This window comes from Synechococcus sp. Tobar12-5m-g (genome assembly GCF_024345415.1).
In the GTDB taxonomy this organism is placed as follows: Bacteria; Cyanobacteriota; Cyanobacteriia; order PCC-6307; family Cyanobiaceae; genus Regnicoccus.
The window spans coordinates 53,750-79,227 of record NZ_JAGQBB010000003.1 but is presented as its reverse complement, the minus strand read 5'-3'; the positions used below and the strand labels follow the sequence as shown (position 1 = coordinate 79,227).

The following is a 25,478-nucleotide window of genomic DNA, read 5'->3' as shown; positions in this document are numbered from 1 at the left end:
GACGGCCAAAAAAAGGGTGGCTGTGGCCACCCTTTTCGCTGCTCTGATTTGAACTGCTGTGAGTTGAAGGTCCAGCTTCTACCAGCTGGATTTGGTGACGCCGGGGAGCAGACCCTTGTGGGCCATCTCCCGCAGCTGGTTGCGGCATAGGCCGAAATCCCGGTAGTAACCGCGGGGCTTGCCGGTTGCCCAGCAGCGGTTGCGCACCCGGTTGGCGGCGCTGTTGCGGGGCAGGCCCTGGATCTTGCGGTGAACCTCCAGGCGCTCCATCGGACCGGGGGCGGCTTCGAAGGCGGCCATCAGGGCAGCGCGCTTGACGGCGAAGCGAGCCACGATTTTTTTGCGCTTGACGTCGCGCGCGATCATCGACTTCTTCGCCATGCGGCTGCTGTGCTGGTGCGGTGATCGTTCACCTTAACGCGCCGTTGGGCCGTGGTCCGGGTGGCTGGGGCAGAGGTCGGCGAGGGGGCAGCCGGCGCAGGCGGGTTTGCGGGCGGTGCAGACGGCCCGGCCGTGGAAGATGATCCGGATCGAGAAGTTCTCCCATTCCGGCTGGGGCAGCAGCTTCATCAGTTCCGGTTCGATCCGGCGCGGCTCGCTCTGTTTGGTGAGGCCAAGCCTGCTGCTGAGGCGGCGCACGTGGGTGTCAACGGTGACGCCGGCGTTGATGCCGAAGGCGTGGGCCAGCACCACGTTGGCGGTTTTCCTGGCGACGCCGGGCAGCTCCAGGAGCTCCGCCATGCTGGCCGGCACCGCACCGCCATGGCGCTCCACCAGCAGGCGGGAGGAGGCCACGATGTTCTTTGCCTTGTTGCGGAAAAAGCCCGTGGATCGGACGTAGGGCTCCACCGCGTCACTGTCCACGGCAGCGGCCGCCGCCGCATCGCAGAAGCGCTCGAACAGGGCCGGGGTCACCCGGTTGACACGCTCATCAGTGCACTGGGCCGAGAGCATGGTGGCCACCAGCAGCTCCCAGGGGGTGCGCCAGTCGAGGGAGCAGGTGGCGTGGGGGTAGAGCTGGCCCAGGCGCTCCAGGATCAGCGGCGCCCGCTGGCGCGCCGTTGGGAAACGGGGCACCTCAGCGGCCGAGCAGTTGCTGCACCACCGAGAGCTGGCTGGTGTCCTTGACGATCAGCACGGCGCTGAGGCCGACCAGCAGCAGGAAGCCCGATTGCATGAACACCAGTTGGAGGCGCTGGGGCAGGGGGCGTCCCCGCAGGCCTTCGATCAGCAGCAACAGGAACTGGCCGCCATCCAGCAAGGGCAGCGGCAGGGCGTTGATCACGGCCAGGTTGATCGAGATCAGCGCCGTGAACAGAAAGAGGCTGCCGCCGCCGCTTTTGGCCAGGGAGGCTCCCATCTCAACGATCTTCACGGGCCCGGACATCTGGGGGGCCGTTTCACGGAACCGGGTGACCAGGGCGACGAAGCCATCGACCGTGCGGCGGGTGAGCTGCACGAAGACGCGGTTGGCCTGGCCGATCACCTCCAGGGGCCCCCGGGCCGGCCGGAAGGCCTCGCTGCCATTCGGCTGCAACTGGGCGCCGATGCGGCCGATGCCGTTGTTGTTGTCGGGGGTGAGGCTGAGGCTGAGCCTCTGGTCGCCCCGGGCGGCCACCAGGGCCAGGGACCGGCTGGGGGCAGCCTTGATGTCGGCGACCAGATTGGCCACGGCGGCCTGGCCGCCGGCCACCTCCACGCCGCCGAGGCTGAGGATCCTGTCCCCGGCCAGCAGGCCGGCGGCGGCGGCGGGTTGGCCGGGCTGCACGGCGGCCACCACCACACCGGGGCTGGCACTGAAGCCGGCCGGCACGCCGACAAGGGCGCCCTGGGCCACCAGCACGGCCCAGGCCAGCAGCAGATTGGCGAGCACGCCGGCGGCGATCACCAGGGCCCGCTGGCTGAGCGGACGGTTGCGCAGCAGATCGGGGTCATCGGCGGGGATGGCGCTGTCTTCGTCGTCGTCAGGGAAGGCCACGAAGCCGCCGAGCGGGATGGCCCGCAGGGCGAACTGCACCCCCCGGCGCTGGCGCTCCAGCAGCACCGGCCCGAAGCCGATCGAGAAGCCGCTGACCCGAATGCCCTGCCAGGTGGCGGCGAAGAAGTGGCCGGCCTCATGCACCACGATCAGGATCGCCAGGATCGCCAGTGCCGAGAGAACGCCCATTCAGTCCGGGGGATTGGGCTTTCATTCTGGGGGTTGTGCCGCCGCAGCGTTCCCTGCGGCCGTTGCGCCGCTGGCGCGGCAACACGGCCTGCGGGAGCGCTGCGTCGGCACCCCAGGCTTCGGAAGACCAACCCCCCCTTCGCTGCAGGGCGCCTTGGAGGGTGTTGGAGTCTCGCGGGCCGAGGACGGCGGGAATCCGCCCGAGGCCCCATCCCCCAGGCATCCAAACCGCGTCACACCCCCAGCACCGGCCATGAGGCCCGGAGCCGTGAGCCCGGAGGCGGCCTTGCGGCGCAGCCGCTCAGCCGCCGGAGGGCTCACGGCTCCGGGCCGATCCGATCGGTGCCGAAATACGGCACCAGCGCCGGCGGGAGCAGCACGCTGCCATCGCCCTGCTGGCCGGTTTCGAGCAGGGCGGCCATGGTGCGGCCAACGGCCAGGCCGCTGCCGTTGAGGGTGTGCAGCAGGCGGGTCCTCTTGCCTTCCTTGAGGCGGATGGCGGAGCGCCGCGCCTGGAAATCACCGCAGGTGCTGCAACTGGAGATCTCTCGGTAGGCCCCGGCCCCCGGCATCCACACGTCCAGGTCAAAGGTGCGGGCGGCGGAGAAGCCGAGATCGCCGGTGCAGATGTCGAGCACCCGGTAAGGAAGGTCGAGGGCCTGCAGCACCGCTTCGGCATCGGCGGTGAGCTGGGCGTGGGCCTCCTCGGATTGCTCGGGGTGGCAAAACCAGTAGAGCTCCACTTTGTTGAACTGGTGCAGGCGAATCAGACCGCGGGTGTCGCGGCCGTAGGAGCCGGCCTCGCGGCGGAAGCAGGGGGTGTAGGCGGCGTACTTGAGCGGCAACTGCTCGGCGGGGATCAGCTCGTCGCGGTGCAGGGAGGTGATCGGCACCTCGGCGGTGGGGGTGAGCCAGAGGTCGTCGTCGGCGCAGCGGAAGCTCTCCTCGGCGAACTTGGGCAACTGGCCGGAGCCGGTGAGGCTGGCGGTGTTCACCAGGATCGGCGGCATCACCTCGCGATAGCCGCGTCGGCCGTGCAGGTCGAGCATGAAGCTGATCAGGGCCCGCTCCAGCCGGGCGCCCTGGCCCAGCAGGGTGATGAAGCGGCTCTGGGCGATGCGCACGGAGCGCTCGGTGTCGAACAGGCCGAGGCGCTCGGCGATCAGCCAGTGCTCCTCAAGGGCAGGCTCGCCTGCCGCGGGCAGCCGCGGGGTACCCCAGTGGCGGAGCTCGACGTTGTCGGCTTCGGAGCGGCCCTCCGGGCAGAGCGGTGAGGGCAGGTTGGGGAAGGCGAGGAGCTGGTCGTGCAGGCGGGTTTCGAGGATCTTCTCCTCCTCTTCGAGCACCCCCACCTGCTGCTTGAGCCGGTTGCCCTGGTCGCGCAGGGTCTGGATGGCCGGGCTGTGGGGCGCTTCGCCGGAGCGGATCAGCTCCCCCACCTGGCGCCCTACCCGGTTGCCCTCGGCCTGGAGGGTGCTGCGCTGTTGCTCCAGGTCGCGCTCCTGGCGCGCGACCATCTGCAGGGCGGTGAGATCGAGCTTCAGGCCGCGGCGGCCGAGCTCCTCGACAATCCGCTCAGGGGTGTCGCGCACCAGGCGCTGATCCAGCACGGCCCAACCGGCAAGGTCAGTGGGGAGCTTAAGGGTGAGCCCCCGGGCCTCAGAGCACCTGGATCACTTCGCTCACTTCGGGTATCTCTTCCCGCAACTTGCGCTCGATGCCCATCTTCAGGGTCATGGTGCTGCTAGGGCAGGAGCCGCAGGCGCCCTGCAGGCGCACCTTCACCACAGGGCCGTCGATCTCGACGATCTCGACGTTGCCGCCGTCGGCCATCAGGTAGGGGCGCAGCTCATCAAGCACCCGCTCGACGTTCTCGACGGTGAGGGCGCGGGGGTCGGTGGCCTCGGCAGCGAGCGGGGCGGTGGAGGTTTCGAGGGTCATGGGTTGGAGCATGAACGGGCTTGGAGCGAGCTTAGGAGCCTGATCAGCGGATCAGCCCACGGCTTGCACGTGCTCTCCGTAGGCCACCAGGGTGCGATCGGCGCTGAGCAGCCCCAGGCCTTCCACCCGGGCCTGCACCACCAGCAGGCGGTCGAAAGGATCGCGGTGGATCCAGGGCAGGTGCTGAACGGCCAGCGCGTGTTCGGCGCGCACTGGCAGTTCGCGGAATCCCTGACCAAGCAGGCCCAGCCGCAGGGCGGCAGCCTCCACCTGGAAATCGGCACGCCCGAGGGAGGATTTGAAGGCCACCTCCCACAGGCTCACCACGCTGAGCACCAGCGGTTGGGCCGGATCTGCCAGCAGGCTCAACGCGGCAGCAGGCAGCCGCTTCGGTTCGATCGCCCACCAGAGCAGCATCTGGGTGTCGAGCAGCAAAGGTTGAGGTTCGGTGCGGGTCACGGCAGCCGGATCAGCCGAACAGGTCGTCGATCTCGCCGGCGAAATCGGCCTTGAGATCCATGGGCGCCACCGCGGAACCCTGCAGGAATCCACCGCGCCGGGCTTCTGGAGTGGTTTCCACCGGCACCAGGCGCACGAGGGGACGGCCGGCCTTGGCAATCACCACCTCCTGGCCGTCGAGGGCCTGGGCCACATAGCGGGAGAGGTGGGTCTTGGCGTCGTGAAGGTTCACCTGCATGGCTTTGATCCAGAGTGGAGCTAGTTTAGTTTGCTCCTGGCTAAGTCGAGGGATGGTGGCCGGATCCATCGCCAGCGGGACAGGGGCCGCTGGCAGGCGCGGGGCATCGCCGAGCCAGCGCTCACCCCGCCAGGCCGTCGAATAGCTCCCCAAGGGGGAGGTCGAAATCGTCACCAAGGGTGATCGCTCCGGCCATGGCACTTGCCAGCCTCCACGACCTGAAGCTCCCATTTTGGGCAGCAGGGCTTCCTTCAGGCGAGTGTTCGTCCGAGTCGGTCCGCTGCTCTGAGGGCGGCGACTACGGCGGTGGCCGTCACGGCAAAAGGTTCATTGTGGCTGGTCTCACCGGGGATCACGCTGCGGGTGGCAATGGTGCGCACCTGGTTCTCGTCATCCGCATCGATGCCCACCTCGGCCAGCGTCGTCGGCAAACCCACGGCACGGCAGTAGCGCAGGATTTCCATCACTTCGCTCTGGGGCTGGCCCTCCAACACCAGCTGGGTGTGGAGGCCGAACGCCACCTTCTCGCCGTGCAGGCTGCCATGGCTGCCTGGCAGTTCGCTGATGCCGTTGTGCACGGCATGGGCGACGGCGAGGCCTCCGCTTTCGAATCCCAGGCCGGAGAGCAGGTTGTTGGCCTCCACCAGCCGCTCAAGTGCCGGCGAGGTGACCTGGGCGTCCACGGCGGCGCAGGCGGCGGGGCCATCGGCCAGAAGGATGTCGCAGCAGAGTTTGGCCAGGGCGGTGCCCGTGGTGGTGGGGAGCCCTCCCACGGCGTTGGTTTTGTGGCTCTGGCGCACGGTGCGGGCTTCGAACCAGGTGGCCAGGGCATCGCCGATGCCCGACACCAGCTGCCGCCTGGGCGCACGGGCCACCACCTCGGTGTCCACCAGCACCAGCAGCGGATGGCGGTTGAAGAAGCGGAACCCCTCGACCGCGCCCTCCTTGGTGTACACGACCGAAAGGGCGCTGCAGGGTGAATCGGTGCTGGCCAGTGTCGGTGTGATCACCGCCGGCAGCTGGAGCTGATCAGCTACGGCACGGACGGTGTCTGAGGTCTTGCCGCCGCCGGCCCCCACCACGGCACAGAACGGTTGCCCCGAGCCGGCGGCGACGAGCCGGTCGATTTCCGCGACACTGCATTCGCCACCGAAGGCGATCACCGTCGGCCACAGCCCGACCGGGGGCAGCACCTCCTCCCAGATCGGTTGTAGTTCACGCCTGGCGGTGCCGGCGGCGATGAACAGAATGGGCCCCTCCAGGCCCAGCCGCTCCAGCTCCCGACCGAGTTCCCAGGTGGCGCCGGGTCCCTGCACATAGCGCCCCGGGCTGGCGAAGACGGCCAGAGGACGGTGATGCATGCAGATCACCCGATCGGTCCAGGCCATGGCGGGAGTAGAGCGGCGTTGATGGCTCCCTAGGATCTCAGGCTTGAGTTCACTGCGCCCAAGCCGGGAATCAACCACCGCATGACCGACGTTCCCGTCCAGCGGATCCGCAACTTCTGCATCATTGCCCACATCGACCACGGCAAATCGACCCTGGCGGATCGCTTGCTGCAGGAAACCGGCACGGTGGCGGCGCGGGACATGCAGGCCCAGTTCCTCGACAACATGGAACTGGAGCGGGAGCGGGGCATCACGATCAAGCTGCAGGCCGCCCGGATGGAATACACCGCCGCCGACGGGGAGCGTTACATCCTCAACCTGATCGACACGCCCGGGCACGTGGATTTCTCCTACGAGGTGAGCCGCAGCCTGCAGGCCTGCGAAGGGGCGCTGCTGGTGGTGGATGCCAGCCAGGGGGTGGAGGCGCAGACGCTGGCTAATGTGTATCTGGCGCTTGAGAACGAGCTGGAGATCATTCCGGTGCTCAACAAGATCGACCTGCCTGGCGCCGATCCGGAGCGCATCAAGGAGGAGATTGAATCGATCATCGGACTCGATACCTCCAAGGCGATCGATTGTTCCGCCAAGACCGGCCTGGGGGTGCCTGAGATACTGCAGGCTGTGGTGGACCGGGTACCGCCGCCGGCCGATCGGGTGGATGAACCCCTGCGGGCCCTGATCTTCGACTCCTACTACGACGCCTACCGCGGCGTGATCGTGTATTTCCGGGTGATCAGTGGCTCGATCGCCAGGAAGGACAAGGTGCTGCTGATGGCCAGCAAAACCAGCTACGAACTCGACGAAGTGGGCGTGATGGCGCCCGACCAGCGCCAGGTGGAGAGTCTCCATGCCGGCGAGGTGGGCTATCTGGCGGCCTCGATCAAGGCGGTGGCCGATGCCCGCGTCGGCGACACGATCACCCTGCTGGCCAATCCGGCGGACGAGCCCCTGCCGGGCTATGCCGAGGCCAAGCCGATGGTGTTCTGCGGCCTCTTCCCCACCGACGCCGATCAGTATCCGGATCTGCGTGAAGCGCTCGACAAGTTACAGCTCTCCGATGCGGCCCTGAAATACGAGCCGGAAACCAGCAGCGCCATGGGCTTCGGCTTCCGCTGCGGCTTCCTTGGCCTCTTGCACATGGAGATCGTGCAGGAGCGGCTGGAGCGGGAGTACAACCTCGACCTGATCGTCACGGCGCCTTCGGTGATCTATCAGGTGAACATGATCGACGGCAGCACCTTGATGGTGGACAATCCGGCCACACTGCCCGATCCACAGAAGCGCGAATCGATCGAGGAGCCCTATGTGAAGCTGGAGATCTACACCCCCAACATCTACAACGGCACCTTGATGGAGCTGTGCCAGGAGCGGCGGGGCGAGTTCATCGACATGAAGTACATCACCACCGATCGGGTGACGTTGCACTACGAGATGCCCCTGGCCGAGGTGGTGACCGATTTCTTCGATCAGATGAAGAGTCGCACCAAGGGCTACGCCTCGATGGAATACAGCCTGATCGGCTATCGCAAGAACGAACTGGTGCGCCTCGATGTGCTGATCAACGCCGAGAAGGCCGATCCGCTCACAACGATCGTGCATCGCGACAAGGCCTACAACGTGGGCAAGGGGCTGGTGGAGAAGCTCAAGGAACTGATTCCGCGCCAGCAGTTCAAGATCCCGATCCAGGCCTCGATCGGCAGCCGCATCATTGCGTCGGAAAGCATCAGCGCGATCCGTAAGGATGTGCTGGCCAAGTGCTACGGCGGTGACATCTCCCGCAAGAAGAAACTGCTGCAGAAACAGGCCAAGGGAAAGAAACGCATGAAGGCGATGGGCCGGGTGGACGTGCCCCAGGAGGCCTTCATGGCGGTGCTGAAGCTCAACCAGTAGCCCTGAAGCTCAACCCTTGAAGCTGGCCAGATTGATCGCGGCCGGCAGGTCTGGCCGCAGGCGTTTCGAACCCGCTTTCAGCAGCTCCACCAGCACCAGGTCCGGCGCCAGCACCCAGTTGCCGGGTTCAGCGGCCATCGCGATCCTCGGGGCTGACGCCTGAGTGATTTCAGTACCCTTGAATTCACCTGGCGGTTGGTCCATAACGCTGGCAGCTCAGGCTCAGGGCCCATCGCCAGTCCTGCAGACGCTGCAGTTGCCCTGGGAGTTGCGGCTCAACGCCGATCAGTTCGAGTTGGTTTGCCAGGCCAATCCCGATGCGGTGTTCGAACTCACGGCTGATGGCCAACTGATCGCCATGACCCCCACCGGCAGCGAAACAGGCGCCCGCAATGGCGCGCTGGAGCGGCCACACCCGAGCGCCTCGCCGACGCAGAAACCCTGGAGGGCGGCGAACTGTTCGCGGGCCTGGCGCTGGATCTGGCCCCGCTCTGGGAGTTTTGAGCAGGGCAGACTGCAGAGCGAGCAGGGTCTTCTCCATGCCACCGCCATCAGCAAATGGGAGAGCCTGCCTGACTGGAACCCGAAGCTGGCGGCCACGCTCAGCCGATTACTGCGCTGGCTGATCGCTCCGTAGCCGGCTCTGCCAACGAGCTGAAGAGGAATCCCTAGGCCAGGCCCAGATCGATCGCCACGCTGCGCAGGGTTTGGCCCCGGTCCAGAACATGGAGTGGTTCAGCAGGGCTGAGGCGATCAGGTGGGCGTCGACGTAGTCGATTCCCCTCCCAATAGGTTGGTGGGTGTCGATCAGGGTCAACATGTCCTGATGGTCAGCCATCACCACGGTGGGCATTGTGCCCATCAGGCTGAGCACGGTCTGCCGATTTTCAAGGGTGCCGCAGGCCAGCTCCCCGATCACCCAGGGATGGATGGCGACCTGACCTGCTTCAAGGTGAGTGGTCAGCTCCCTGCTGGCGCCACGCAGGTAATCGATCCAGATCGACGTATCGACCAGGATCAAATCGGTTCGCCCCGGCTGCGTGGGATGGCATCGAGCCTGGGCTCGGAACCGGCCAGGGGGCAAGGCGGCTGGCCCTTTCGCGTTGGACGAAGGCTTTGAGTGACTCGCGAATCAACAGCGTGCGCTCGCTGATTCCACTGAGCTGCCGGGCCTTGCTCAGGAGTTCGTCGTCGAGGGGGACGGTGGTGCGCATGCCTGACGGGGACTTGCCTCGTTGCGCATCAACTCTGGCATCGTTTGATGCGGCTTTATTGTTGTTGCCGCCCGACCGGCAGAATTGGAACCACAAACTCCATAAAGGCGGCGGATTTGGCAGCGATCAGGCGATTTCTTGCGGGAACCAGCCGAGAGTTTCTTCCTGTTTGGGCCCCCGACACTGGCAAGTCAGCCTGGGTGCGCCCGGTTCACGGCACGGCCTGAACGGTTGCGGGAGCGGCTGGCGGCTGAACCCGGCATCACCACGGTGGTGATCGGTGAGGTGCAGAAGGTGCCGGCGCTGCTGGATGTGGGGCATGCCCTGGTGGAGGAGCAACCCGGGCTTCGCTTCGTGCTGTCCGGATCCAGCGCCCGCAAACTGCGCCGGGGCAGCTGGAACCTGCTGGCCGGGCGGCTGGTGGCGGCATCGATGCATCCGTTTCTGGCGTCGGAACTGGGGAACGAGTTCAGCCTGGAGCGCGCTCTGCGCATCGTCCTGGTGCCCTTGGTGTGGGAAGCCGCTGAGGCGGAGAAGACTCTGCGGGCCCATGCCTCGCTCTAGCTCCGGGAGGAGGTGCAGGCCGAGGCCCTGGTGCGGGATCTGGGCTACTTCGCGAGGTTTCTTGAGGCGATCAGCTTCTCGCATGGCTCCACCATCAACCTTTCGGCTGTGGCCCGGGAGTGCCAGGTGGGCAGGAAAACGGTGGAGAGTTACCTGGGCATCCTGGGGGATCTGCTGCTGGTCTTTCGGGTGCCGGTGTTCTGCCGGCGAGCCAAGCGCCAACTGGTGGCCCATGAGAAGTTCTTCTATGTCGATACCGGCGCGTTCCGCTCGCCGAAGCCGGCAGGTCTGCTGGATGCCCCGGCGGAGATCGAGGGGATGGCGCTGGAGGGATTGGTGGCCCAGCACCTGCGGGGCTGGATCGCCTACCGGGACAGCGACGATCCACTTTTTCTGGCGCACCAAGGCGGGCCGGGAGGTGGATTTCGTGGTGCATGGCTCCGACACCTTCGCAGCCCCGGAGGTGAAGCGCAATCGCCAGGTGCACCCCGGCGATCTGAAGGCCTTCCAGTCCGACTATCCGAAAGCCACGGTGGCCGTGCTGCATCAGGGCCCGGAACCCCTGCGGATCGATGGGATTCTCTGCCTTCCCTGCGGCGACTCTTTGCAGGGGTCTCGATCCGCAAGCCCCGCTGCCGATCAGTTGATCAAGATGATGCGGGTTTTGCTGGAGATGCCGTTGCGGGTCATCGGGTTGGCGGCGTTGGCATCCCGCAGGGTGATGCCATTGTTCACCGCCTTAGTTGTCACCTCAAAGAATAGCCCACCATCAGCCAGTCTGACATGGGACGCAGATAGGACTCGCTTAGATCCACTATGTCTACTTTATGGCCTTGGTGGTCTTTGTGGATTTTTTGACGTGTTCGAGGTGCCCTTGATCCGGAACTGAACTGCCTGTTGTCAACGCCGTCGCCTACGCAATTTTAACTATGCAGTTGAGCGCTACGTTGGACAACAGCAGCTTGCGGTTCTGTTCCTGGTTGAGGGTGCTGATTACCGTGGCCAGGCCGGCTTCGGAGGATTCACGGGCTTCGAGGCTTTCACCCTGGAAAGCGGCACTGAGCTTGCCGAGGGTGGTGCGGCTGGCCAGGACCACCAAGCCGAGGATCACGGTGAGGATCATGAAAAGGGCCATCGCCAGGGAGAAGCCCGCCTGGTTGGCCAGGATCCAGGCCTGGAAAGGTCTTGAGCTGATCAGCAGGAGCCGAATTCACGCACGCATTGATCGAGAGATTCTTGAGAAATCTCTCATCATTTGTAGTTTCCAATAGGCTTTCAGATTCTTGGCCCTGACCAGTCCTGGCGGAATCCAACCTGGCAGTGGGGAAACCCGCCCAGCCCTTGCCGGGGTGTTCAACCGCCGAACTCTTCCAGCAGGGCGAGCAGGGCGCTCAGCTGCCGTCGGTGGATAGGGGTGGGCTGGAGTTGGAAGCGGGTCGCCAGTTGAGCTTCGACAAGAACGAGCGCCATGCCGGCAGCGATGGAGCCGAGCCCGAAGGGCTGGGGGATTCCAATGGAGTGACCGGGAGGGAGAACGGCAGGGCCGTCACTGGCGGAAACGGTGCTTTGAGATTCACGCCAAGGGGAGCAATTCGCTCGAATTGAATTATAGTACAGATATACTAGCAGTGATAGGTGGCGAGCCTATGCAAAAAATTGTTTCTTTGGGCTTGCTCGGCTGCCCACCTGGTGACAGCTGGCCAGGGCGCGGGAACCCTGAAGCGGTGACCCGTCCAGGAGGCTGCCGATGGCATCGCGCCACGCTTTGTTCAAAACCACCGCCGCCAACAGCACCTCCGCCAACGCCTCTGTTGCAGAGGCGGGCTTCTTTCTGCCCCTCTCGTTCGGGGTGGGGCTGGTACTGCTGCTCAGCAGCCTGTCGGTGCAGACGGCCGCCCTGCACGGCACCCACCTTCACGCGGCGGAATTGCGCCAGCGCCAGGCCGACGATGCCCTGGCCTCGGCCGCCCAGCAGGTGGCCGCCCAGTTCAACGGCCCCTACCGCTGCCTGCTGTCCACCGCCTCGGCCGCCTGGCCGACCACGGGTTGTGGGCCCGGCGCCGGCCTCGCCACGCTTACCAACGCCCAACTGGGTGGCAGCCGCTACCGGCTGCTGTCGTGGCAGCCGGCCACTGGCGAGCTCAGGCTGGCTCTGGAGGGGGGGGGATCGGCCAGCCGCCAGCAGGGGCTGTTCGCCCTGCGGCTGGATCCGGCCCGGCCGACCCAGGTGCAGGGTGTGCGGAGCCTGGGCCGATGAACCTCACCGAGATCACCATGGTGACTTAAGGATAGCGCGAGTAAGTTGGAGATCAAGAAGGTGTCCAGCCCGAATGCCCCTTGCCTGGAGCTACTGCCGAACCTCCACGGCCAGGCAGGCTGGATCGGACCGGTCGGGCATGGAGCGCCAAGAGGCCGCCCTGGCCCGCTGGCTGGCTGACCACCCCGACTACGAACTGCGCGAGGCCCTGGTCGATGCCGGCGTGAGTGCTGGCCGCGGCAGGAACCGAACACGCGGCGCCCTGGCCCGGTTCATTGAGGGTGGCCGGAGTGGTGCCGTGCCCTCGGGGGGCTGCTTGGTGGTGGAGTCAATGAGCAGGTTCTCCAGGGAGATTGCCACCACCACGTTGCGCACCTTGCTGAACGATGTTTGGGGCGCCGGACTGGCGATCAGCTTCTGCACCGACGGGGTGATCCTCGATGAGGAGCTGATCGCTCGTGAAGATCACCGGCTGCACGCCGTACTTGGTGCGATCGGCCAGGCCCGGGCCGAATGGCTGGAGCGTTCCCGCCGCTCGAAGGGGGCCGCGGCCAGGGCCAGGCGTTCACAGGACGAGGGGATCCGCACCGATGGCCGCGCCCCTTGGTGGCTGGCGAGGGATCCCGGCACCGGCCGCCTGCTGCGGGGTGAAGACGGAACCCTGGTGCTGGACCCGGACCACACCCGGAGCATTCGCCGCGCCGTGGCGCTCGCTACTGCTGGCCAAGGGATGGTGCTGATCTCCAGGCGGCTCACCGAGGAAGGCTTCATACCGCCGCCGACCTGGCGGGCTAGGAACCAGTACGGAGGAAAGACCGCACCGGAATGGACAGCGGGCATCTTCAGCCAACTCCTGGCCCACCCCAGCTTGACCGGCACCCTGCAACGGAAGGGAGCCCCGGACCTGCCTGGCTACTACCCGGCAGTGATCACCGATGCCGAGCACCAGGCGCTGCGGGCCAGCGTTCAGCAACGGGATCGAATGAAGGGCCGGCTGCGCGGTCTGTCCTCGCAATGCCACAACCTGTTTCAAGGGGCGATCAGGTGCGCGCTATGCGGTGGGCCGATCTCCTACGCCGCTGCTTCGAAACGTGCCCGTGCTGGCCATCCCGGCTATTTGTCCTGCCGTGCGGCGCGGCGTGGTGCAGGGACCTGCAGTAACACCGGGACGATCCTCTACGACCAACTCGAGACCCACTGCCTGACCCGGCTTTCCTCAGCCGATTGGGAGGCCCTGTTGCACCGGCCCGAGGACGACCAGGACCGCCACGAACTGGAGCAAGCCGCAGAGCAGCTGGGGGGAGAACGGGACCGGCTGCAGGCCCAGCTGGAGCAGGCCGAGCACCGCGCTGAGGGCTTGTGGCTGGAGAACGCCAGCGAGGAACGGCAGGCCACGGTGGAGAGGTCGTTGGCCAGGCTCCGCTCCGAACTGGCGCTGGCCGAAGAGCAGTTGGCCGAAGCTCAGCAGCGCCTGGCGGTGGCCCGGTCACGCCCCAGCGCCCAGGAGGCCGCGGCCGCGATCCACGGCAGGGTGCGGGAGCTTTGGGGTTCGATCGGCACCGCCACACCGGCCGAGCGGCTGAGCTTCAACCGCTGGATCCTTTCCCGCTCGATCGAGTTCAGGGTTCAGCCCAAGCCGGCCGATGGTGGCGACCGGATGATCGAGATGCTGGTGGAAGGCCGCCTGGTTGGTGCGGAACCCCTCGCCCCCCTTTCCCGTGGTCTGGCCCGTGGTCTGGCACTGGTTGACCCGCTGGCTCAGCAGGTGACCGATGAGGGGGCCACCCTGATCTGGCTCCGGTCAACAGGGGAAGTGGGGCCAGCCGTCGAAGTCGCAGTCGCACGGATGCAGGGGGAGGACTGGATCGACGCCACCGCTCAGGTGCGAGCCCACAGGGTTGTGGTCGAGCTGCTCGACGACTACCGGGCCCAGGGCCGCCTCGATGGGATCGCCGCCGAGCAGATCGAGGGGCTGCAGGAAAGGCTGGTGGCGGTGCTGCTGGAGCGAGCAGCTCAGGGCTGAGGTTCCCAGCGCACCAGGTGCAGACCAACACGGGCGGCACCGAACACCCGCAACACCCCCCCCAGCTCAGTGGACTCGGGGTTTATCTCTGGAGCTACAAAGACTTCCTGAAATCGACGGCCCTTGAGTTGTTCGATCGTGAGAACTTCCGCTTCCGGCTGCGGGAGGCCCAGGCCTATGTCCATATCCTCCATCGCCTGATGAAGGAGGCCTCTCAGCCGCTGCTGTTCGCCAGCGGTGAGGCAGACAATCGCCCCATCACAGAACTGGCCCGTAATGTCGCGGAGCCCATCAAATGAACAGAGGGTGTCAGCGATACCGCCCAGCCATTTGGTTTCATTTCCGTAGACCCGGATGCTGGTCCTGGTGATGCTCCGGGAGGCCCTGGCTGCTGCCAGCTGGGCCTTGCGTTCGCTCTCGCTGGCGGCGGGTTTCTTCGATGTGCCGAGGTACCCCTCCAGCCTCAGGGAGTCATCCTCTTCACGCTTGCCAGGCAACCTGGGTCCCACGTGGAAGAGATCGGGATCCCCTTCTTTCTCTGAAGGCCAGCGCCGATCGCCAGCCGCCCAGGCTCTGATCCGATCCCCGATTGGGTCGCGGGGAAAAAGGTCCAGCGGGTCAACAGCTGGAGCCGGAGCCGAAATGGATACCACCACTGGTGGGGTGCGCGAACTCTTGACACGCTACCGCTGTTAAGTAAACTTACAACCAAGCGGGAATCCTGGTTAGGCCCCGCCTTCGGCCCCTCCGACCGTGCGGCAGGGGTACACCGAAAGGGACACGTTCAACCAAACAAAAATCCTGGAGCAGACCCTTGAAGGGATCAGCAACAGGTGGGTTGAACGTGACCACTCTTGTGGCCTTCCGATGCCCGCCGACTTACTCGCAACTCATTGACCGTCTGGCTGCAGAGCTGGGCATCAGCATTGCCGCGCTGTTACGGCGTGGCGTCGAACACTACGCATCCACCGTCGCCGCCGATCAGATCGGTTCCGACATTCCAGACCAGCTGATTTCAGCTGGCCAGCAGATCAGAAGCAAGCCGCATCGCTCACTTCGAGCAGCGGCGACTCCCACCCTCGCGGGGGAGGGCTGATTGATGGCTCCCACAAACAGCAATGCCCAGGGCGTGACGACCCCGGGCACTACCTCGGCCCACGGCCGAAACGGGTTTGTTGGCTCCCGCCACATTCTGCCAGCGGCGGCAGGTCAGCAGGAGGTGCAGCTCACCACTGACCAGCAGCAGGCGTTCGATCAGCTTGCCCCGATCTTCCGGGGGGAGGTGTCAGGCGCCCGCGGCGTGCTCACCGGGTTTGCCGGCACCGGTAAGACCTTCCTCACAGCACGGTTGATCGCCCAGGCCCTGACCATCGCCGGCGCCCTGGGCGAACGCGACCGATGGGGGAAATGGGAAAAGCCGCCGGCCGTGGTGATCGCCGCCCCGACCCACAAGGCTGCCCGCCAACTGGAGCGGGCCCTGGTCGGCTACGGGCTCGACCAGGTGAAGGTCACCACCTTGCACTCCGCGCTGGGCCTGCGCCCGGTTCGTGATGAAGGCGTGGAGACTTTCCAGCCAGATCCCAACGCCACCCGCTTGATCGGGGACGACACCGCCCTGGTGGTGCTGGATGAAATCTCGATGGTTTCCGCTGCGCTGGCCGGCCAGCTGGAGGCTGCCATGCCGCAGGCTGCCGCCCTGGTGGCCATCGGGGATCCGGCCCAGTTACCGCCGGTGGAGGACCCCACGCCCTGCCCCCTGTTCAAGGCCCCGATCCACGCGCACCTCTCCCAGGTCGTGCGCCATGCCGGGCCGATCCTGGAGTTGGCGACGGCCACCCGCAAGTTGGCCAGCGGCCGACCTGCGTTCATCTCGCGCCATGGGGACCACAGCGATGTGGTGGCCCATGAGAACCTCGGCTCCTGGCGGCGGGAAGTTGTCCGACAAGTTCGCATCGCCGCCCACAACGAGGACATCGACGCGGTTCGGGTTCTGTGCTGGACGAACGTCGCGGCCGACAAGCTCAACCAGCTGCTGCACCGTGCCATCTGCGGTCCGTCCGCACCGCCATGGGTTCCTGGGCAGCCGGTCGTTTCCAGCGGGGTGATTGTCGGGCCCGGCGGGGCGCCGCTGGTCGGCTCCACCTGCGAGATGAGGCTGGTCAGCGTCACCCCGGACTGGGGAGCCATCGACGGCGACGAACGTACCGAGGTGCGCGAGGCGCTGCTGGGCAAGCGCAAGACCAAAGCCGGAGAGCTGCTCCCGGCGTGGCAGTGGTGGGAGATCGAGGCTCACGTCTCCGGCACCTGGGGGCGGCGCATCTCCTTTCGGGTGCTCTGCCAGGACCATCTGCAGAGCTGGCGCAAGGCAAACAACACCATCGCCGCAGCGGCCAGGGTGGAGAAGGAGGCCGGGAACGAGGCGGGCGCAAAGGTGCTCTGGGGCATGTACTGGCGCCGGAGGGACGCCTTCGGGGGGATCAGTCCGGTCTGGGCCATGACGGTCCACAAAGCCCAGGGCTCCACCTTCGAGCGGGTGTTCCTGCATCCCGATGTGGACCGGAACAAAGACGCTGAGGCGCTCAATCAGCTCGCTTACGTGGGCATCACAAGAGCGGCCCTGGCCCTGCATGTGGTGGCCGAACGGGAGGCCAAAGCCAACGAGGCCGGCGTCGTGGAGATGGCGGCATGAGCAACACCAACACCAGCACCAGCGCAGCCGCCCACTACGGCCAACCCCTCACCGAGGAGCAGAAGGATTGGCTGAGCAGCTGCGCGATCGACGACCGCCGGGTGAAGGGGATCACCCGCATCGAGACCATCGCCGATTTGCCGCCGGAGTTCACCACCTGGGGGAGGAAGGCAGTGCCCAGCTACTGCTTCACCTGGACATCCGCTTCTGGCATCGTCACGCGACAGCTGCGGCCCGACAGCCCACCTCTCGGGGAGGACGGCAAGCCCATCAAATACCTGTTCCCAAAGGGTTCTGGTGGGCGGGTCGGAATCGCCCCGGGCTTCGAGCAGCACCAGAGAGATCCACGTATCCCCCTTCTCCTCGTCGAGGGCACCAAGCAACTCCTGGCCACCGCCAGCAACATCTCCGAGGACAACCCGATCGCCGTTCCGTGCGGCATCGCCGGCTGCTACGGCTGGTTGGAGAAGGACAAGCAGGGGGACAGCAGACCCAGCCGCGACCTGGAGCACCTGGCGCTCGAAGGGCGTGAAGTGCTCGCTGGCTTCGACGCCGATGTGACCACCAACTACAACGTCTATTCAGCGGCGAAGCGGTTGAAGGAACACCTGTTGACGGTGTGCCTGGCGAAGTCGGTTCGGTTCCTGGAGATCCCCGGTGGCGGGAAGGATGGGATGGACGATCTGCTGGGCCGCATCCCACAGGACCGCCGCCCGAGGGTGCTTCACAAGTTGATCGAGGATGCCAAGCCTCTGCCCGGCAAGGGGCCGCGGCGTCCAGCCAAAGACGGCAGCGGCTTCTTCAGCCCTGAGGGGAACCTGCGCACCCAGACGCTCTGGGAGTACCTGCAGCAGGAACATCACCTCGCAATGGCTGGCGATCAGTCGATCGCTGTCTACCGCGAAGGCGTCTACCTCAACGGCAAGAGCCGCTGCTTTGAGCGTGAAGTGGGGCAAGTGCTGGGCGACTACTTCAAGCAGGAGCATTTCAACACCGTGCACAGCTTCGGCCTGGTGGATCTCAAGACCTCTGGCCAAGAGATCCCCCTGAAGCAGTCCTGCCTTCGGATCAACTTCAGGAATGGCCTACTCGACCCTATGACGGGGATCCTGCACCCACACACACCGAAGCATCTGACGCTGATCCAGTGGCCCTTCAACTGGGACCCAAAGGCTGCATGTCCCACCTTCGATCGCTGGCTTGAGGAACAGCTCCCAGGACAGGGGCCGGCACTGCTCGAGTACTGCAGCCAAATGCTGGACCAGAGCACCTACCCGAGTTGGATGGTCTTCCTGTGGGGGCCTAGCAAGTCGGGGAAATCCACCTTCCTCCGGCTTCTGCGGGCCCTGGCCGGGCCGGTGCTCTCCAGCTGCGTCAGCCTCCACTCCCTGTCAGCCAAGGGCACTGGAGAGGGGCGGTTTGCTCCTGCACGGCTGTTCGGGAAGGTGCTCAACGCCTTCGCCGATCTCAGCTCTGACGACCTGGGCGACCTTTCCATCCTCAAGTGCCTCACCGGCGGTGATCCGATCCACGCCGAATACAAGGGGAAGGACGGCTTTGACCTGGAGAATATGGCGATGTTGGTGTTCTCCGCCAACTCGATCCCAGCCGTCAGCGAATCGAGCAAGGCCTACCTGGCCCGATCCGCAGTCTTCAACTTCGCCAACAGCTTCATCGGCAAGGAAGATCCAGGGATCGAGGACCGGATGGCTCAGGAGCTCCCCGGCATCATGCGGCGGCTCACCGAGGCGCTGATGGCCCGCAAGCACCGGGGGCGGCCACTGCCCTGCGATGAGGCGGCGGCGGAACAGTTCCGCCTGGCCAGCGACAAGGTGGCCCTGTTCCTCTCCGAACGCACCAGGCCGGGCGATCGGTCCATGCGCTGCATCACCAGGGCCACCCTGTACCAGCAGTTTGTGGAGTGGTCACAGGAGGAGCAGGGCAACAAGAACGCCCGGGTGTTGGGCAAACAGAAGTTCAATGCCCGGGTCCACAACGCGGAGGTGGAACTTTTCAAGCCTGCCGGCGATGTCCTGCGCTGGAACCTGCTTCCCAGCAACTCCGAAACTGCCGAGCACGACCCCCCGAAACTGCCGAGCGTCGGCATCTCCAAGGGAGCGGCGGCGAGTCAGGCGCCCCCGAGCGGACCCTCGGCAGTTTCAAACTCCCAAAACTGCCGAGAGCAAAACCCAGTTGGAGAAAGCGATCTGCCGGGTCGGTCGGCAGTTTCGGCAGTTTTGCCCTACTCCTCCCCCCCTAGTAATGGCATTCAAAAAACACCAGGGAACCGAGAGTGGGTAGAAACTGCCGAAACTGCCGAGGGGTTGAGCGCCCCCTCTCGGGCGTCGGTGGCCCCGATCGCACCTGCTGACCCACCACCTGCGGGCCTCCAAACCAGCCGCGAACACGTGGAGCACGCCTTGGAGCAGCTCAAGCTCGCCCCGTGCCACCCGGGAGCCCGTGATGCGGCCTACGACCACCTCGGTGGTGCCGTGCCCCGCCAGCGTGTGGCAGAGATCGTGCAGGAGCTCATCGAGGCCGAGCAGGAGGACCAGCCGGACCTGTTCGAGCAGGAGGGGCAGTGATTCGCTCGGGGCAGGCTCAGCCACCCACTGCAGCTGGGGCCCCCTGGTGTTCCGTGGGGCCTGTCCATGGGTGGATAGGTGGTGGCGATGGTGAGACGGGTATCTGGCGCCCCAGGCCCGGATGGCTTAAATGCATCAAGAGTCCTTGATGGAGATTCCAAGGCCATCCAATGAACGACACCACCGGCCACGCTCATCCCAAGGGGGCCCACCGGCTCCTGGCGCTGGGCAGCAGTGACCGGCACGGCGAACGCTTCACCATGCTGTGGGCGGCCCAGCTCGCCCCCCTGCTGGACCATGCCAGGGATAAGGCGCTGACCCCCCTCGATCTGGTGGTGCTGCTCGCCTTGGTGGAGGCGATGCCCTTCCCCACCGGCAGGATCGCCGCCGACCCCGCCACCCTGGCCCAGCGGCTGGGCATGACGCGGGGGCATTTGGTGCGCTCGGTCGTGCGATTGCGACGGCTGGGTTTCCTCGCTCGGCTGCCGGACCCTCGAACCGGCGAGATGGCCTACCTGCTGAATCCCGAGCTGGCCTCAGTCGGTGGTGCTGCTCGACGGGGTGAAACCATCCTGGATTTCAGCGAGGCACTGGAGCGGTTCCCGGTCCTTAAGCGGTCAGGCCGGAAACCGAAGGCAGCCCTCCCGGCGGTGGCCTAGCCCTTCGCCACCTGGGCCCTGGCGGCCCGCACCTTCCGCACACTGGCCAGCGTGGCGGCCCGCACCTTCTCGGGACTGGCGAGCCTGGCCCTTCTCCTTCTCGCCGCAACGTCGGCCCTACCAGCAGGGGTTTTCAACCAGCAGCACCAGCACAACGAGTCACCCTGCCGATCAGCGCGGACACGTCGATCCAGAAGCAACCGGGCGCCGCAGCTGGTGCACACCTGCATGGTCAGGCCAGCTCTCACCCGAGCACGGCGTAGGCGCTGGCGTTCCGCCGGGGTGAGAACCATCCTCAAGGCGTCACGCAACGCGGTAATTCTGCCGGGACTGTTGCAGGGGCGGGAGGGCTTCACCAGGCCAGGCCCATGCGACGCAGGGTCCGCGCCACCTGAGAAGGGCCCAGGGCGGCCGCCATGGTGGGATCAGACCCCATCGATCGCCGCCAGCACTTCGGCGGCATCCGCTTCGAGGTAATAGCCCAGGCTGGCCAAGGACTTGTGGCCAGTGATCTGCTGAACCACATGCAGGGGCACACCCCGGCGCACGGCGGCGGTGGCCAGGGAGCGGCGGAAGGAATGGGTACTCACCCCCACCAGGCCCAGCAGGGCGCAGGTGGAGCGCAGGGCCTTGTCGGCGGCTTGGCGGCTCTGGTGCTGAGTGGTGCTGCCCATCGCCGGGAACAGGCACTCACCGGGCGCAGGCGCGTGGCCGTGCTCTATCGCCCAGACCTCCCGGTAGGTGGCCATCTCAGCAGTCAGTCGGGGCGAGGTCGGGATCTGTTTGGTGACCTTGGTCTTGGTGGTGGCCCTGCGGAAGGTGACCGCGGCGTTGAGATCAGCCCAGGTCAGGGCCAGGGCCTCCCCGATGCGGGCGGCACTCCAGCGTTGGACGGCCCACAGGGCGCGGTATCGAGGCGATGGGGCCGACTCCAGTAGGGCGTCTAGCTGATCTTCGGAAAGTACGGCGGCGGCGCCGTGGCGGCAGGTCTTCATGGGGTGTTCGACTCGTTTGGATCAGTTGCTCTTTCCTGAGAAGAGCAACCACTGAGGCGCAGGAAGGGGACAGCCGGAACAGGCCATCTTTCGGGCTATTGACGACCTTATTGATTCGCAGCAAGCTCAGCAGTTGAGAATCGTCTGAAGCGTCGGCGGACAGCCCGGCAGCTCTCTGCCCTCGCTCAGCTCCTCCTCAAGGGCCATCACGGAGCCCAGGATCGGTTCAAAGCGTCCAGGACCTCCAGCTGCTCCGGGCTCCCAGGCGCCAGCCCTCGAACCTCGCTGCCGACCTTGTTCAGCTGGACTCGAAGCTCAGCCAGGCGGACAGCTCTCGGGTCGGTGTCTTGTATGGCCAGCTCAGAGTTCCCAGGTCAGGGGCGGTTGGGCTATCTGCATCAGTCCGTGATAGGTGGTTCCGTTATCGGGTTCCGTGGTTGTAAGGTAGTGCACAGTAGGCGAACGCATCGGTATATCTGTAGGCGCAATACATGGTGGGGCCGCCTTCTACGAATTGCCCCATGCTGAAATCAAGCTCACCAGGTTGGCCATTGACCAGCGTGCCCCGCTTGCCGAAATCAGGAGAATTGCGCCCAGGGGTATCAGCGTCGATGATGACACGGCCATTGATCGACAGGTTCAGTCCGTCACCGCTGCCCCAGCTCCCGCGCGCGCTAATGCGGCATTCGCCCAGCTCGCGGATCTTCTTCCCAGTCGCCATGTCGGCTGTAAAGCAGGTGGCAAGGTCCGAAAACCCAGTGGCGATAGCTGGCATCATCGAAGTGGCCGCCACCAGGGCACCAGTGAAGATCGCGTGTCTCATGGTGTCAAAACTTAGGGCGACCGGCCAATGGATGGAAGCTCCTTCCCTGCAGCGTAAAAGTGAGCAACACATCAAAGTTGGGATGTTACGCCTTGCAGCTCCGACTGTAACGGCAGTCGCGTTCCGGCGCAGTCGTTGTGACGCTTGTAACGCTGTTACGCCTCCTGAGAGATAGACGCCTGGGGAAGGAAGCAAAGAAGCGAGGACCACTCTCTCTTTCCTTTTGTCGACCTACCTATCTATCTAACTCCGTAACACCGTCACAAGCGCTGCCCCAACGGGCTTATGGCGTTACGGTTGGCGTAACAGCTCCCCCTCCCCTGCAGAGTCACGCTGCCCGCAGCTGGGCTGCCTCAGCCCTAATAGCCACCACCCGTGCCGCTGCCCGCAAATGGGCCTCATCTATTTCCAGCAATGGAAATCGGCCTGATCACCCCACCAGCTCTCATAGGAACTGGACCACTGATGGGGTCACGTCAGGAGCGCGGAGTTTGCTACCTAATCAAGTCCATGGATAAATCATGACCCATGCGCCCTTTGTAGATGCCATGTCGAGATCTGGAGCTACCATGCTAATGCGGTCAAAAACACTATAACCCCTATGGATATCTCATCTTCAAGCCAACTCCAAGGATACTGATATGAAACTACCCTTCCTTCTCCTGTTGTTCCTTCTCCTGTTGCTTCTGGCCAGCAAGCCGGCGGCCCAGGCTTTCGTCGTTACTTTTGCTGGAACCGACACGCCCTCCAGCATCGCCGTTTTCCCAACGGATGAACCGCTCTATGGCGCGGTCGCGGACGATCAAGAGAAAGGAAAGGTCAACGCCGTCAACCTTAAGCCGCCCTATTTCCGTCAGACTATACCCCATGTGTTAAGCCTGCCCCATGACGCGCTTCAAGTCTCCCTGAAAAGCCTGAATACCTCCGCAAAAGTCCAAATAGAAGTTTCAGGTAAGGCGCGCGATGCCCAGGGCAAGGAGAAAAACGTCCGGCTCAAGAGCCGTCTCCTGTCCATTGATCCCGGCCCGTGGGGGGAGTTCACGTTGGAGTATAAAAAGGACTTCGAGCCGAAGGTGCAGGCAGCCGGGTTTCTCGGAGAGACAGTCGATTCGCTGGTATTCACCTCGACGCAGGAAGAGCGCGGGACTTTGCTGATTCACAACCTCCGCTACCTTAATATCACAGCAAAGCGACCATTTGAAATTGGCTGGCCTGCGCGGCATGTCTTCCCTGTCGGACAAACAGTTAAACTGCAATTGCCTGTTACGGCCGCCGCTCCAGGTGAAGGAACCCTGAAGGCAGTGGTGGCGCGCTCCGACGGCAAGGTCAGTGCTGAGCACACTATTAATCTCGCGTTCAATGCGGGCTCCTCCGTCAAGGAACTTGACCTCGGGTTGCTACCGCAAGGCTATTACTCCGTGAGCCTGGAGCTGACTCGTAGCGCTGACAGCTACAAGACCGGGACTCATTTCCTTGTCGTGCCTGCCAGAAAAACAGCGTCATGGCTCGGCACGCAGGACAGCGCGCTCGCTGCGGCGGAGCTGGAGGATCTACGCCTCGCCGGTTATGGAATGGTAAGACTCTTGGGCGTACCCTTTGCGCACATCCTGCAAGACCACGTTGGCGTTGAGGAGAACTGGCTGATCGCCCGTCAGGCGGTGGAACTCAGGCGCGCCAAAGGTCTTGACGTACTCTGGAGCCAGCAAGCTGCTCCACAGCATGCCAACAACGTCGAGTATATCAGGGAGCTCGTCAAGCAGTACAACGTGAAGACAGACGTTGACCCAGGTAAAACTGTTAACCTGCACTACCGCAGCGAAAATCCGGAGCGTTTCGAAAAACAAATGGCCTTCCTCGCCTCCAAGCTCAAGGGGCTGGTCCGCTACTACGAATTCGGGAACGAGTATGACCGGATAATTTTCAAAAATGCCAAATTCCCAGGTGATTTCGACTGGTGGAGTACGCCGGAAGAATATGCGCGCGACCTGGCGTATTTCAGTAAGGGAGTTAAGGCGGGGGACCCAGCGGCCTTGACTGTCAGCGTAGGCGTTACTTGCGGACTCTGGACGCCCGGACGCGAGACGTTCGTCCCACGGTTCCTGGCAGAGACGAAAAAGCATTTTCCCCAGACGCCGCCCTTCGACATTTTCGGCTTACACGGCTACGGTGGCAATGAAAACACGCTGCGAGTGCTCAAGGATCTGGCCGCCGTCTATCCGCAAATGCCTTGGGCCGACACCGAGCGCGGACTACCTGGCACCAAGCTGGCATCATTCCGAATGCTCTTGGATGAGATGCTTCAGAGTCGGCTCAAGGGTGCTCGTTTCTTCACCAGCTTCATAAACAACCGCAAGCCCTACTCCCGAAATCCCGTGCTGGACTCCCTGGACGGCAGTGAGGATTTTGGTAACTGGGGCACGCGGCTGTACGACGGCGCTCCGTCCTGGAGGTTCGCTATGGACTCCGCTTTCGCCTATCTGACCGACCTCGGCTCGGAATTCAAGGAGATAAAGTTACGCGGTGGCAAGGGATATTCCTGGCGTGGCGCCGCTGGTTATGTCCTCGTCCTCTGGTCTAAACAAGCGGACGGTGAGGCGGTAGCGCAAATCAAAGCTTCCGCGCCTACCAAGCAGTACGACCTCTTCGGCAATGTGAGTGACTCACCGACGGGCACGTTCACGCTCCCACTCACCTACCTGCCCGTCTATCTGGTCTCCGCCGCGCCCTGGGAGCTTCTGAACGCAGGAACGCAGAAGGAGAAAGCCGCACTTGAGACGCCTTTGGCCTCCGGTCTCCTCGATAACCCGACAACCTGGGAAAAGGCGCCTTCAATCGCGCTCGACAACGAAGTGCAAATCATCAAAGGCAGCGTTTTTTGGCTTGGCGCAAGCGACCCCAACATCTTCCGGGGAACCTTTTTCAAAACCGCCAACCTCTCCGCAATAACCGCTTTTCTGCGCGATGCCGACAGCCTCCATATCAAGGTCAAGGTAACGGATGACGACATAGTCCAAAGTGGAGCCGACCGCATCGTCGTAAGTTGGCGTGACCGCTCGGGAAAAATCTGTGAGCGGACAGCCAAAGCGGGGACAGAGAAGGGCAGCTATGAGAGGCTCTTCAACATCGGGTTCGAGGACTTGCCGACCAACAGCGAAGTCGTAGAACTTACAATTCTAGTCTATGACGGCGACACTTACGTAGATGGCGGACGGATACCTTATCTTGCTGGCAGTTTCGCAGGCGGAACAGAAGAACGTCCAGGCGCTGTCACCCTCTCCCTCCGGTAGATATATGCTCACACTCATGACATCGAAAAACAGATTTGAATCAACGAGTATAAACTGCGCCCCTTTTCTCTTGGCGCGGTGATAAAATGCTTGGGGGGTAAGACCTTGAACCAAAACCCCGTCACACCTTCACAAATCATCACTCTCGACGGGCAGGACCGGAAGAATGCAATGGTGGTGGCATCGGGAATGGAGTTCATCACTCCAAGTCCAACAAACTCCTGAAATGAGCGTATGTCGTTGACCTGAAATTCCAGTTCCTCATCGCTGAGGTTGAACAATTGCTGCAGCACCAGTAT

Annotated in this window: 27 protein-coding genes; 12 read left to right on the top strand and 15 right to left on the bottom strand. The window is 64.3% G+C overall.

All coding sequences use genetic code 11. The features are described from left to right. Positions 1-78: 78 nt before the first annotated feature. The 8 genes from rpsN to KBY66_RS03295 all read right to left on the bottom strand — a co-directional run bounded on the left by rpsN (position 79) and on the right by KBY66_RS03295 (position 6,193). Positions 79-381 carry a 30S ribosomal protein S14 gene (rpsN, locus tag KBY66_RS03330; RefSeq protein ID WP_071800145.1) on the bottom strand — a complete coding sequence of 101 codons (303 nt, stop codon included), beginning with the start codon at positions 379-381 and terminating at the stop codon, positions 79-81. A gap of 33 nt (positions 382-414) precedes the next feature. After that, entirely contained in the window at positions 415-1,077 is a 663-nt protein-coding gene (gene nth / locus KBY66_RS03325) for an endonuclease III (protein WP_255087732.1), read from the bottom strand. A gap of 1 nt (position 1,078) precedes the next feature. Then, complete coding sequence (gene rseP / locus KBY66_RS03320; protein ID WP_255087731.1) at positions 1,079-2,167, bottom strand: RIP metalloprotease RseP; 1,089 nt, start codon at positions 2,165-2,167, stop codon at positions 1,079-1,081. Positions 2,168-2,484: 317 nt separating this feature from the next. After that, on the bottom strand, positions 2,485-3,777 hold the full coding sequence (gene serS, locus KBY66_RS03315) for a serine--tRNA ligase (RefSeq protein WP_255087730.1): 1,293 nt from the start codon (positions 3,775-3,777) through the stop codon (positions 2,485-2,487). 49 nt (positions 3,778-3,826) lie between these two features. After that, positions 3,827-4,108: a NifU family protein gene (locus KBY66_RS03310; protein ID WP_255087729.1), complete on the bottom strand. Its 282-nt coding sequence runs from the start codon at positions 4,106-4,108 to the stop codon at positions 3,827-3,829. A 51-nt stretch (positions 4,109-4,159) separates the two neighbouring features. Beyond that, a complete protein-coding gene (locus tag KBY66_RS03305; RefSeq protein ID WP_255087728.1) occupies positions 4,160-4,567 on the bottom strand; it encodes a type II toxin-antitoxin system VapC family toxin in 408 nt (135 codons plus the stop codon). Between the two features lie 10 nt (positions 4,568-4,577). Beyond that, the gene (locus KBY66_RS03300) at positions 4,578-4,979 is read right to left on the bottom strand and encodes a type II toxin-antitoxin system Phd/YefM family antitoxin (RefSeq protein WP_255087821.1); all 402 of its coding nucleotides are present in this window, start codon (positions 4,977-4,979) and stop codon (positions 4,578-4,580) included. A 77-nt stretch (positions 4,980-5,056) separates the two neighbouring features. Next, positions 5,057-6,193, bottom strand: coding sequence for a glycerol dehydrogenase (locus tag KBY66_RS03295; protein ID WP_255087727.1), 1,137 nt, complete (start codon positions 6,191-6,193; stop codon positions 5,057-5,059). An 81-nt stretch (positions 6,194-6,274) separates the two neighbouring features. Between KBY66_RS03295 and lepA the strand changes: the two genes are divergently transcribed. Beyond that, a complete protein-coding gene (gene lepA / locus KBY66_RS03290) occupies positions 6,275-8,083 on the top strand; it encodes a translation elongation factor 4 (RefSeq protein ID WP_255087726.1) in 1,809 nt (602 codons plus the stop codon). Positions 8,084-8,092: 9 nt separating this feature from the next. Here lepA and KBY66_RS03285 read toward each other — a convergent pair whose 3' ends face one another. Next, the gene (locus KBY66_RS03285) at positions 8,093-8,221 is read right to left on the bottom strand and encodes a hypothetical protein (RefSeq protein ID WP_255087725.1); all 129 of its coding nucleotides are present in this window, start codon (positions 8,219-8,221) and stop codon (positions 8,093-8,095) included. A gap of 118 nt (positions 8,222-8,339) precedes the next feature. On the opposite strand from KBY66_RS03285, the gene KBY66_RS15675 reads away from it, so the two are divergent. Next, entirely contained in the window at positions 8,340-8,720 is a 381-nt protein-coding gene (locus KBY66_RS15675; protein ID WP_315855473.1) for a Uma2 family endonuclease, read from the top strand. Here KBY66_RS15675 and KBY66_RS03275 read toward each other — a convergent pair. Together KBY66_RS03275 and KBY66_RS03270 are read right to left on the bottom strand one after the other, a co-directional pair. Then, complete coding sequence (locus KBY66_RS03275) at positions 8,694-9,104, bottom strand: type II toxin-antitoxin system VapC family toxin (RefSeq protein WP_255087826.1); 411 nt, start codon at positions 9,102-9,104, stop codon at positions 8,694-8,696. The two genes, KBY66_RS15675 and KBY66_RS03275, sit on opposite strands and share 27 nt — an antisense overlap. After that, positions 9,031-9,297, bottom strand: a complete 267-nt coding sequence (locus KBY66_RS03270) for a type II toxin-antitoxin system VapB family antitoxin (protein ID WP_255087724.1) — start codon at positions 9,295-9,297, stop codon at positions 9,031-9,033. Before KBY66_RS03270 ends, KBY66_RS03275 begins: the two co-directional genes overlap by 74 nt. Positions 9,298-9,528: 231 nt before the next feature. Here KBY66_RS03270 and KBY66_RS03265 point away from each other — a divergent pair, with 231 nt between their 5' ends. Continuing rightward, positions 9,529-9,861, top strand: coding sequence for an AAA family ATPase (locus KBY66_RS03265; RefSeq protein ID WP_255087723.1), 333 nt, complete (start codon positions 9,529-9,531; stop codon positions 9,859-9,861). A 12-nt stretch (positions 9,862-9,873) separates the two neighbouring features. Beyond that, on the top strand, positions 9,874-10,623 hold the full coding sequence (locus KBY66_RS03260; RefSeq protein WP_255087722.1) for a DUF4143 domain-containing protein: 750 nt from the start codon (positions 9,874-9,876) through the stop codon (positions 10,621-10,623). A gap of 151 nt (positions 10,624-10,774) precedes the next feature. On the opposite strand, the gene KBY66_RS03255 is transcribed toward KBY66_RS03260, so the two are convergent. Further along, positions 10,775-10,996, bottom strand: coding sequence for a hypothetical protein (locus KBY66_RS03255; RefSeq protein ID WP_255087721.1), 222 nt, complete (start codon positions 10,994-10,996; stop codon positions 10,775-10,777). A 612-nt stretch (positions 10,997-11,608) separates the two neighbouring features. Between KBY66_RS03255 and KBY66_RS03250 the strand changes: the two genes are divergently transcribed. The 7 genes from KBY66_RS03250 to KBY66_RS03220 all read left to right on the top strand — a co-directional run bounded on the left by KBY66_RS03250 (position 11,609) and on the right by KBY66_RS03220 (position 20,074). Continuing rightward, positions 11,609-12,118, top strand: coding sequence for a hypothetical protein (locus KBY66_RS03250; protein ID WP_255087720.1), 510 nt, complete (start codon positions 11,609-11,611; stop codon positions 12,116-12,118). A gap of 139 nt (positions 12,119-12,257) precedes the next feature. Continuing rightward, complete coding sequence (locus KBY66_RS03245; RefSeq protein ID WP_255087719.1) at positions 12,258-14,141, top strand: recombinase zinc beta ribbon domain-containing protein; 1,884 nt, start codon at positions 12,258-12,260, stop codon at positions 14,139-14,141. Positions 14,142-14,158: 17 nt separating this feature from the next. Further along, positions 14,159-14,440, top strand: a complete 282-nt coding sequence (locus KBY66_RS03240; RefSeq protein ID WP_255087718.1) for a hypothetical protein — start codon at positions 14,159-14,161, stop codon at positions 14,438-14,440. 539 nt (positions 14,441-14,979) lie between these two features. Then, complete coding sequence (locus tag KBY66_RS03235; protein ID WP_255087717.1) at positions 14,980-15,237, top strand: hypothetical protein; 258 nt, start codon at positions 14,980-14,982, stop codon at positions 15,235-15,237. 3 nt (positions 15,238-15,240) lie between these two features. Further along, positions 15,241-16,830, top strand: coding sequence for an ATP-dependent RecD-like DNA helicase (locus tag KBY66_RS03230; RefSeq protein ID WP_255087716.1), 1,590 nt, complete (start codon positions 15,241-15,243; stop codon positions 16,828-16,830). Beyond that, positions 16,827-19,415, top strand: a complete 2,589-nt coding sequence (locus KBY66_RS03225) for a phage/plasmid primase, P4 family (protein ID WP_255087715.1) — start codon at positions 16,827-16,829, stop codon at positions 19,413-19,415. The genes KBY66_RS03230 and KBY66_RS03225 overlap by 4 nt, the downstream gene beginning before the upstream one ends. 170 nt (positions 19,416-19,585) lie before the next feature. After that, the gene (locus KBY66_RS03220; protein ID WP_255087714.1) at positions 19,586-20,074 is read left to right on the top strand and encodes a hypothetical protein; all 489 of its coding nucleotides are present in this window, start codon (positions 19,586-19,588) and stop codon (positions 20,072-20,074) included. 425 nt (positions 20,075-20,499) lie between these two features. Here KBY66_RS03220 and KBY66_RS03215 read toward each other — a convergent pair whose 3' ends face one another. Together KBY66_RS03215 and KBY66_RS03210 are read right to left on the bottom strand one after the other, a co-directional pair. After that, positions 20,500-21,069 carry a tyrosine-type recombinase/integrase gene (locus KBY66_RS03215; protein WP_255087713.1) on the bottom strand — a complete coding sequence of 190 codons (570 nt, stop codon included), beginning with the start codon at positions 21,067-21,069 and terminating at the stop codon, positions 20,500-20,502. A gap of 421 nt (positions 21,070-21,490) precedes the next feature. Continuing rightward, the gene (locus tag KBY66_RS03210) at positions 21,491-21,892 is read right to left on the bottom strand and encodes a hypothetical protein (protein ID WP_255087712.1); all 402 of its coding nucleotides are present in this window, start codon (positions 21,890-21,892) and stop codon (positions 21,491-21,493) included. Positions 21,893-22,557: 665 nt separating this feature from the next. On the opposite strand from KBY66_RS03210, the gene KBY66_RS03205 reads away from it, so the two are divergent. After that, the gene (locus KBY66_RS03205; RefSeq protein WP_255087711.1) at positions 22,558-25,179 is read left to right on the top strand and encodes a hypothetical protein; all 2,622 of its coding nucleotides are present in this window, start codon (positions 22,558-22,560) and stop codon (positions 25,177-25,179) included. A 14-nt stretch (positions 25,180-25,193) separates the two neighbouring features. Here the strand turns inward: KBY66_RS03205 and KBY66_RS03200 are convergent, their stop codons facing one another. Beyond that, entirely contained in the window at positions 25,194-25,472 is a 279-nt protein-coding gene (locus KBY66_RS03200) for a transposase (protein WP_255087710.1), read from the bottom strand. Positions 25,473-25,478 lie beyond the last annotated feature (6 nt).

Bases quoted from the DNA above. Each gene is read 5' to 3' on its own strand.
- rpsN (WP_071800145.1), bottom strand. From the start codon at position 381: ATGGCGAAGAAGTCGATGATCGCGCGCGACGTCAAGCGCAAAAAAATC.
- rseP (WP_255087731.1), bottom strand. From the start codon at position 2,167: ATGGGCGTTCTCTCGGCACTGGCGATCCTGGCGATCCTGATCGTGGTG.
- KBY66_RS03310 (WP_255087729.1), bottom strand. From the start codon at position 4,108: ATGACCCTCGAAACCTCCACCGCCCCGCTCGCTGCCGAGGCCACCGAC.
- KBY66_RS03295 (WP_255087727.1), bottom strand. From the start codon at position 6,193: ATGGCCTGGACCGATCGGGTGATCTGCATGCATCACCGTCCTCTGGCC.
- lepA (WP_255087726.1), top strand. From the start codon at position 6,275: ATGACCGACGTTCCCGTCCAGCGGATCCGCAACTTCTGCATCATTGCC.
- KBY66_RS03285 (WP_255087725.1), bottom strand. From the start codon at position 8,221: ATGGCCGCTGAACCCGGCAACTGGGTGCTGGCGCCGGACCTGGTGCTG.
- KBY66_RS03270 (WP_255087724.1), bottom strand. From the start codon at position 9,297: ATGCGCACCACCGTCCCCCTCGACGACGAACTCCTGAGCAAGGCCCGG.
- KBY66_RS03255 (WP_255087721.1), bottom strand. From the start codon at position 10,996: ATGGCCCTTTTCATGATCCTCACCGTGATCCTCGGCTTGGTGGTCCTG.
- KBY66_RS03250 (WP_255087720.1), top strand. From the start codon at position 11,609: ATGGCATCGCGCCACGCTTTGTTCAAAACCACCGCCGCCAACAGCACC.
- KBY66_RS03245 (WP_255087719.1), top strand. From the start codon at position 12,258: ATGGAGCGCCAAGAGGCCGCCCTGGCCCGCTGGCTGGCTGACCACCCC.
- KBY66_RS03230 (WP_255087716.1), top strand. From the start codon at position 15,241: ATGGCTCCCACAAACAGCAATGCCCAGGGCGTGACGACCCCGGGCACT.
- KBY66_RS03225 (WP_255087715.1), top strand. From the start codon at position 16,827: ATGAGCAACACCAACACCAGCACCAGCGCAGCCGCCCACTACGGCCAA.
- KBY66_RS03220 (WP_255087714.1), top strand. From the start codon at position 19,586: ATGAACGACACCACCGGCCACGCTCATCCCAAGGGGGCCCACCGGCTC.
- KBY66_RS03215 (WP_255087713.1), bottom strand. From the start codon at position 21,069: ATGAAGACCTGCCGCCACGGCGCCGCCGCCGTACTTTCCGAAGATCAG.
- KBY66_RS03210 (WP_255087712.1), bottom strand. From the start codon at position 21,892: ATGAGACACGCGATCTTCACTGGTGCCCTGGTGGCGGCCACTTCGATG.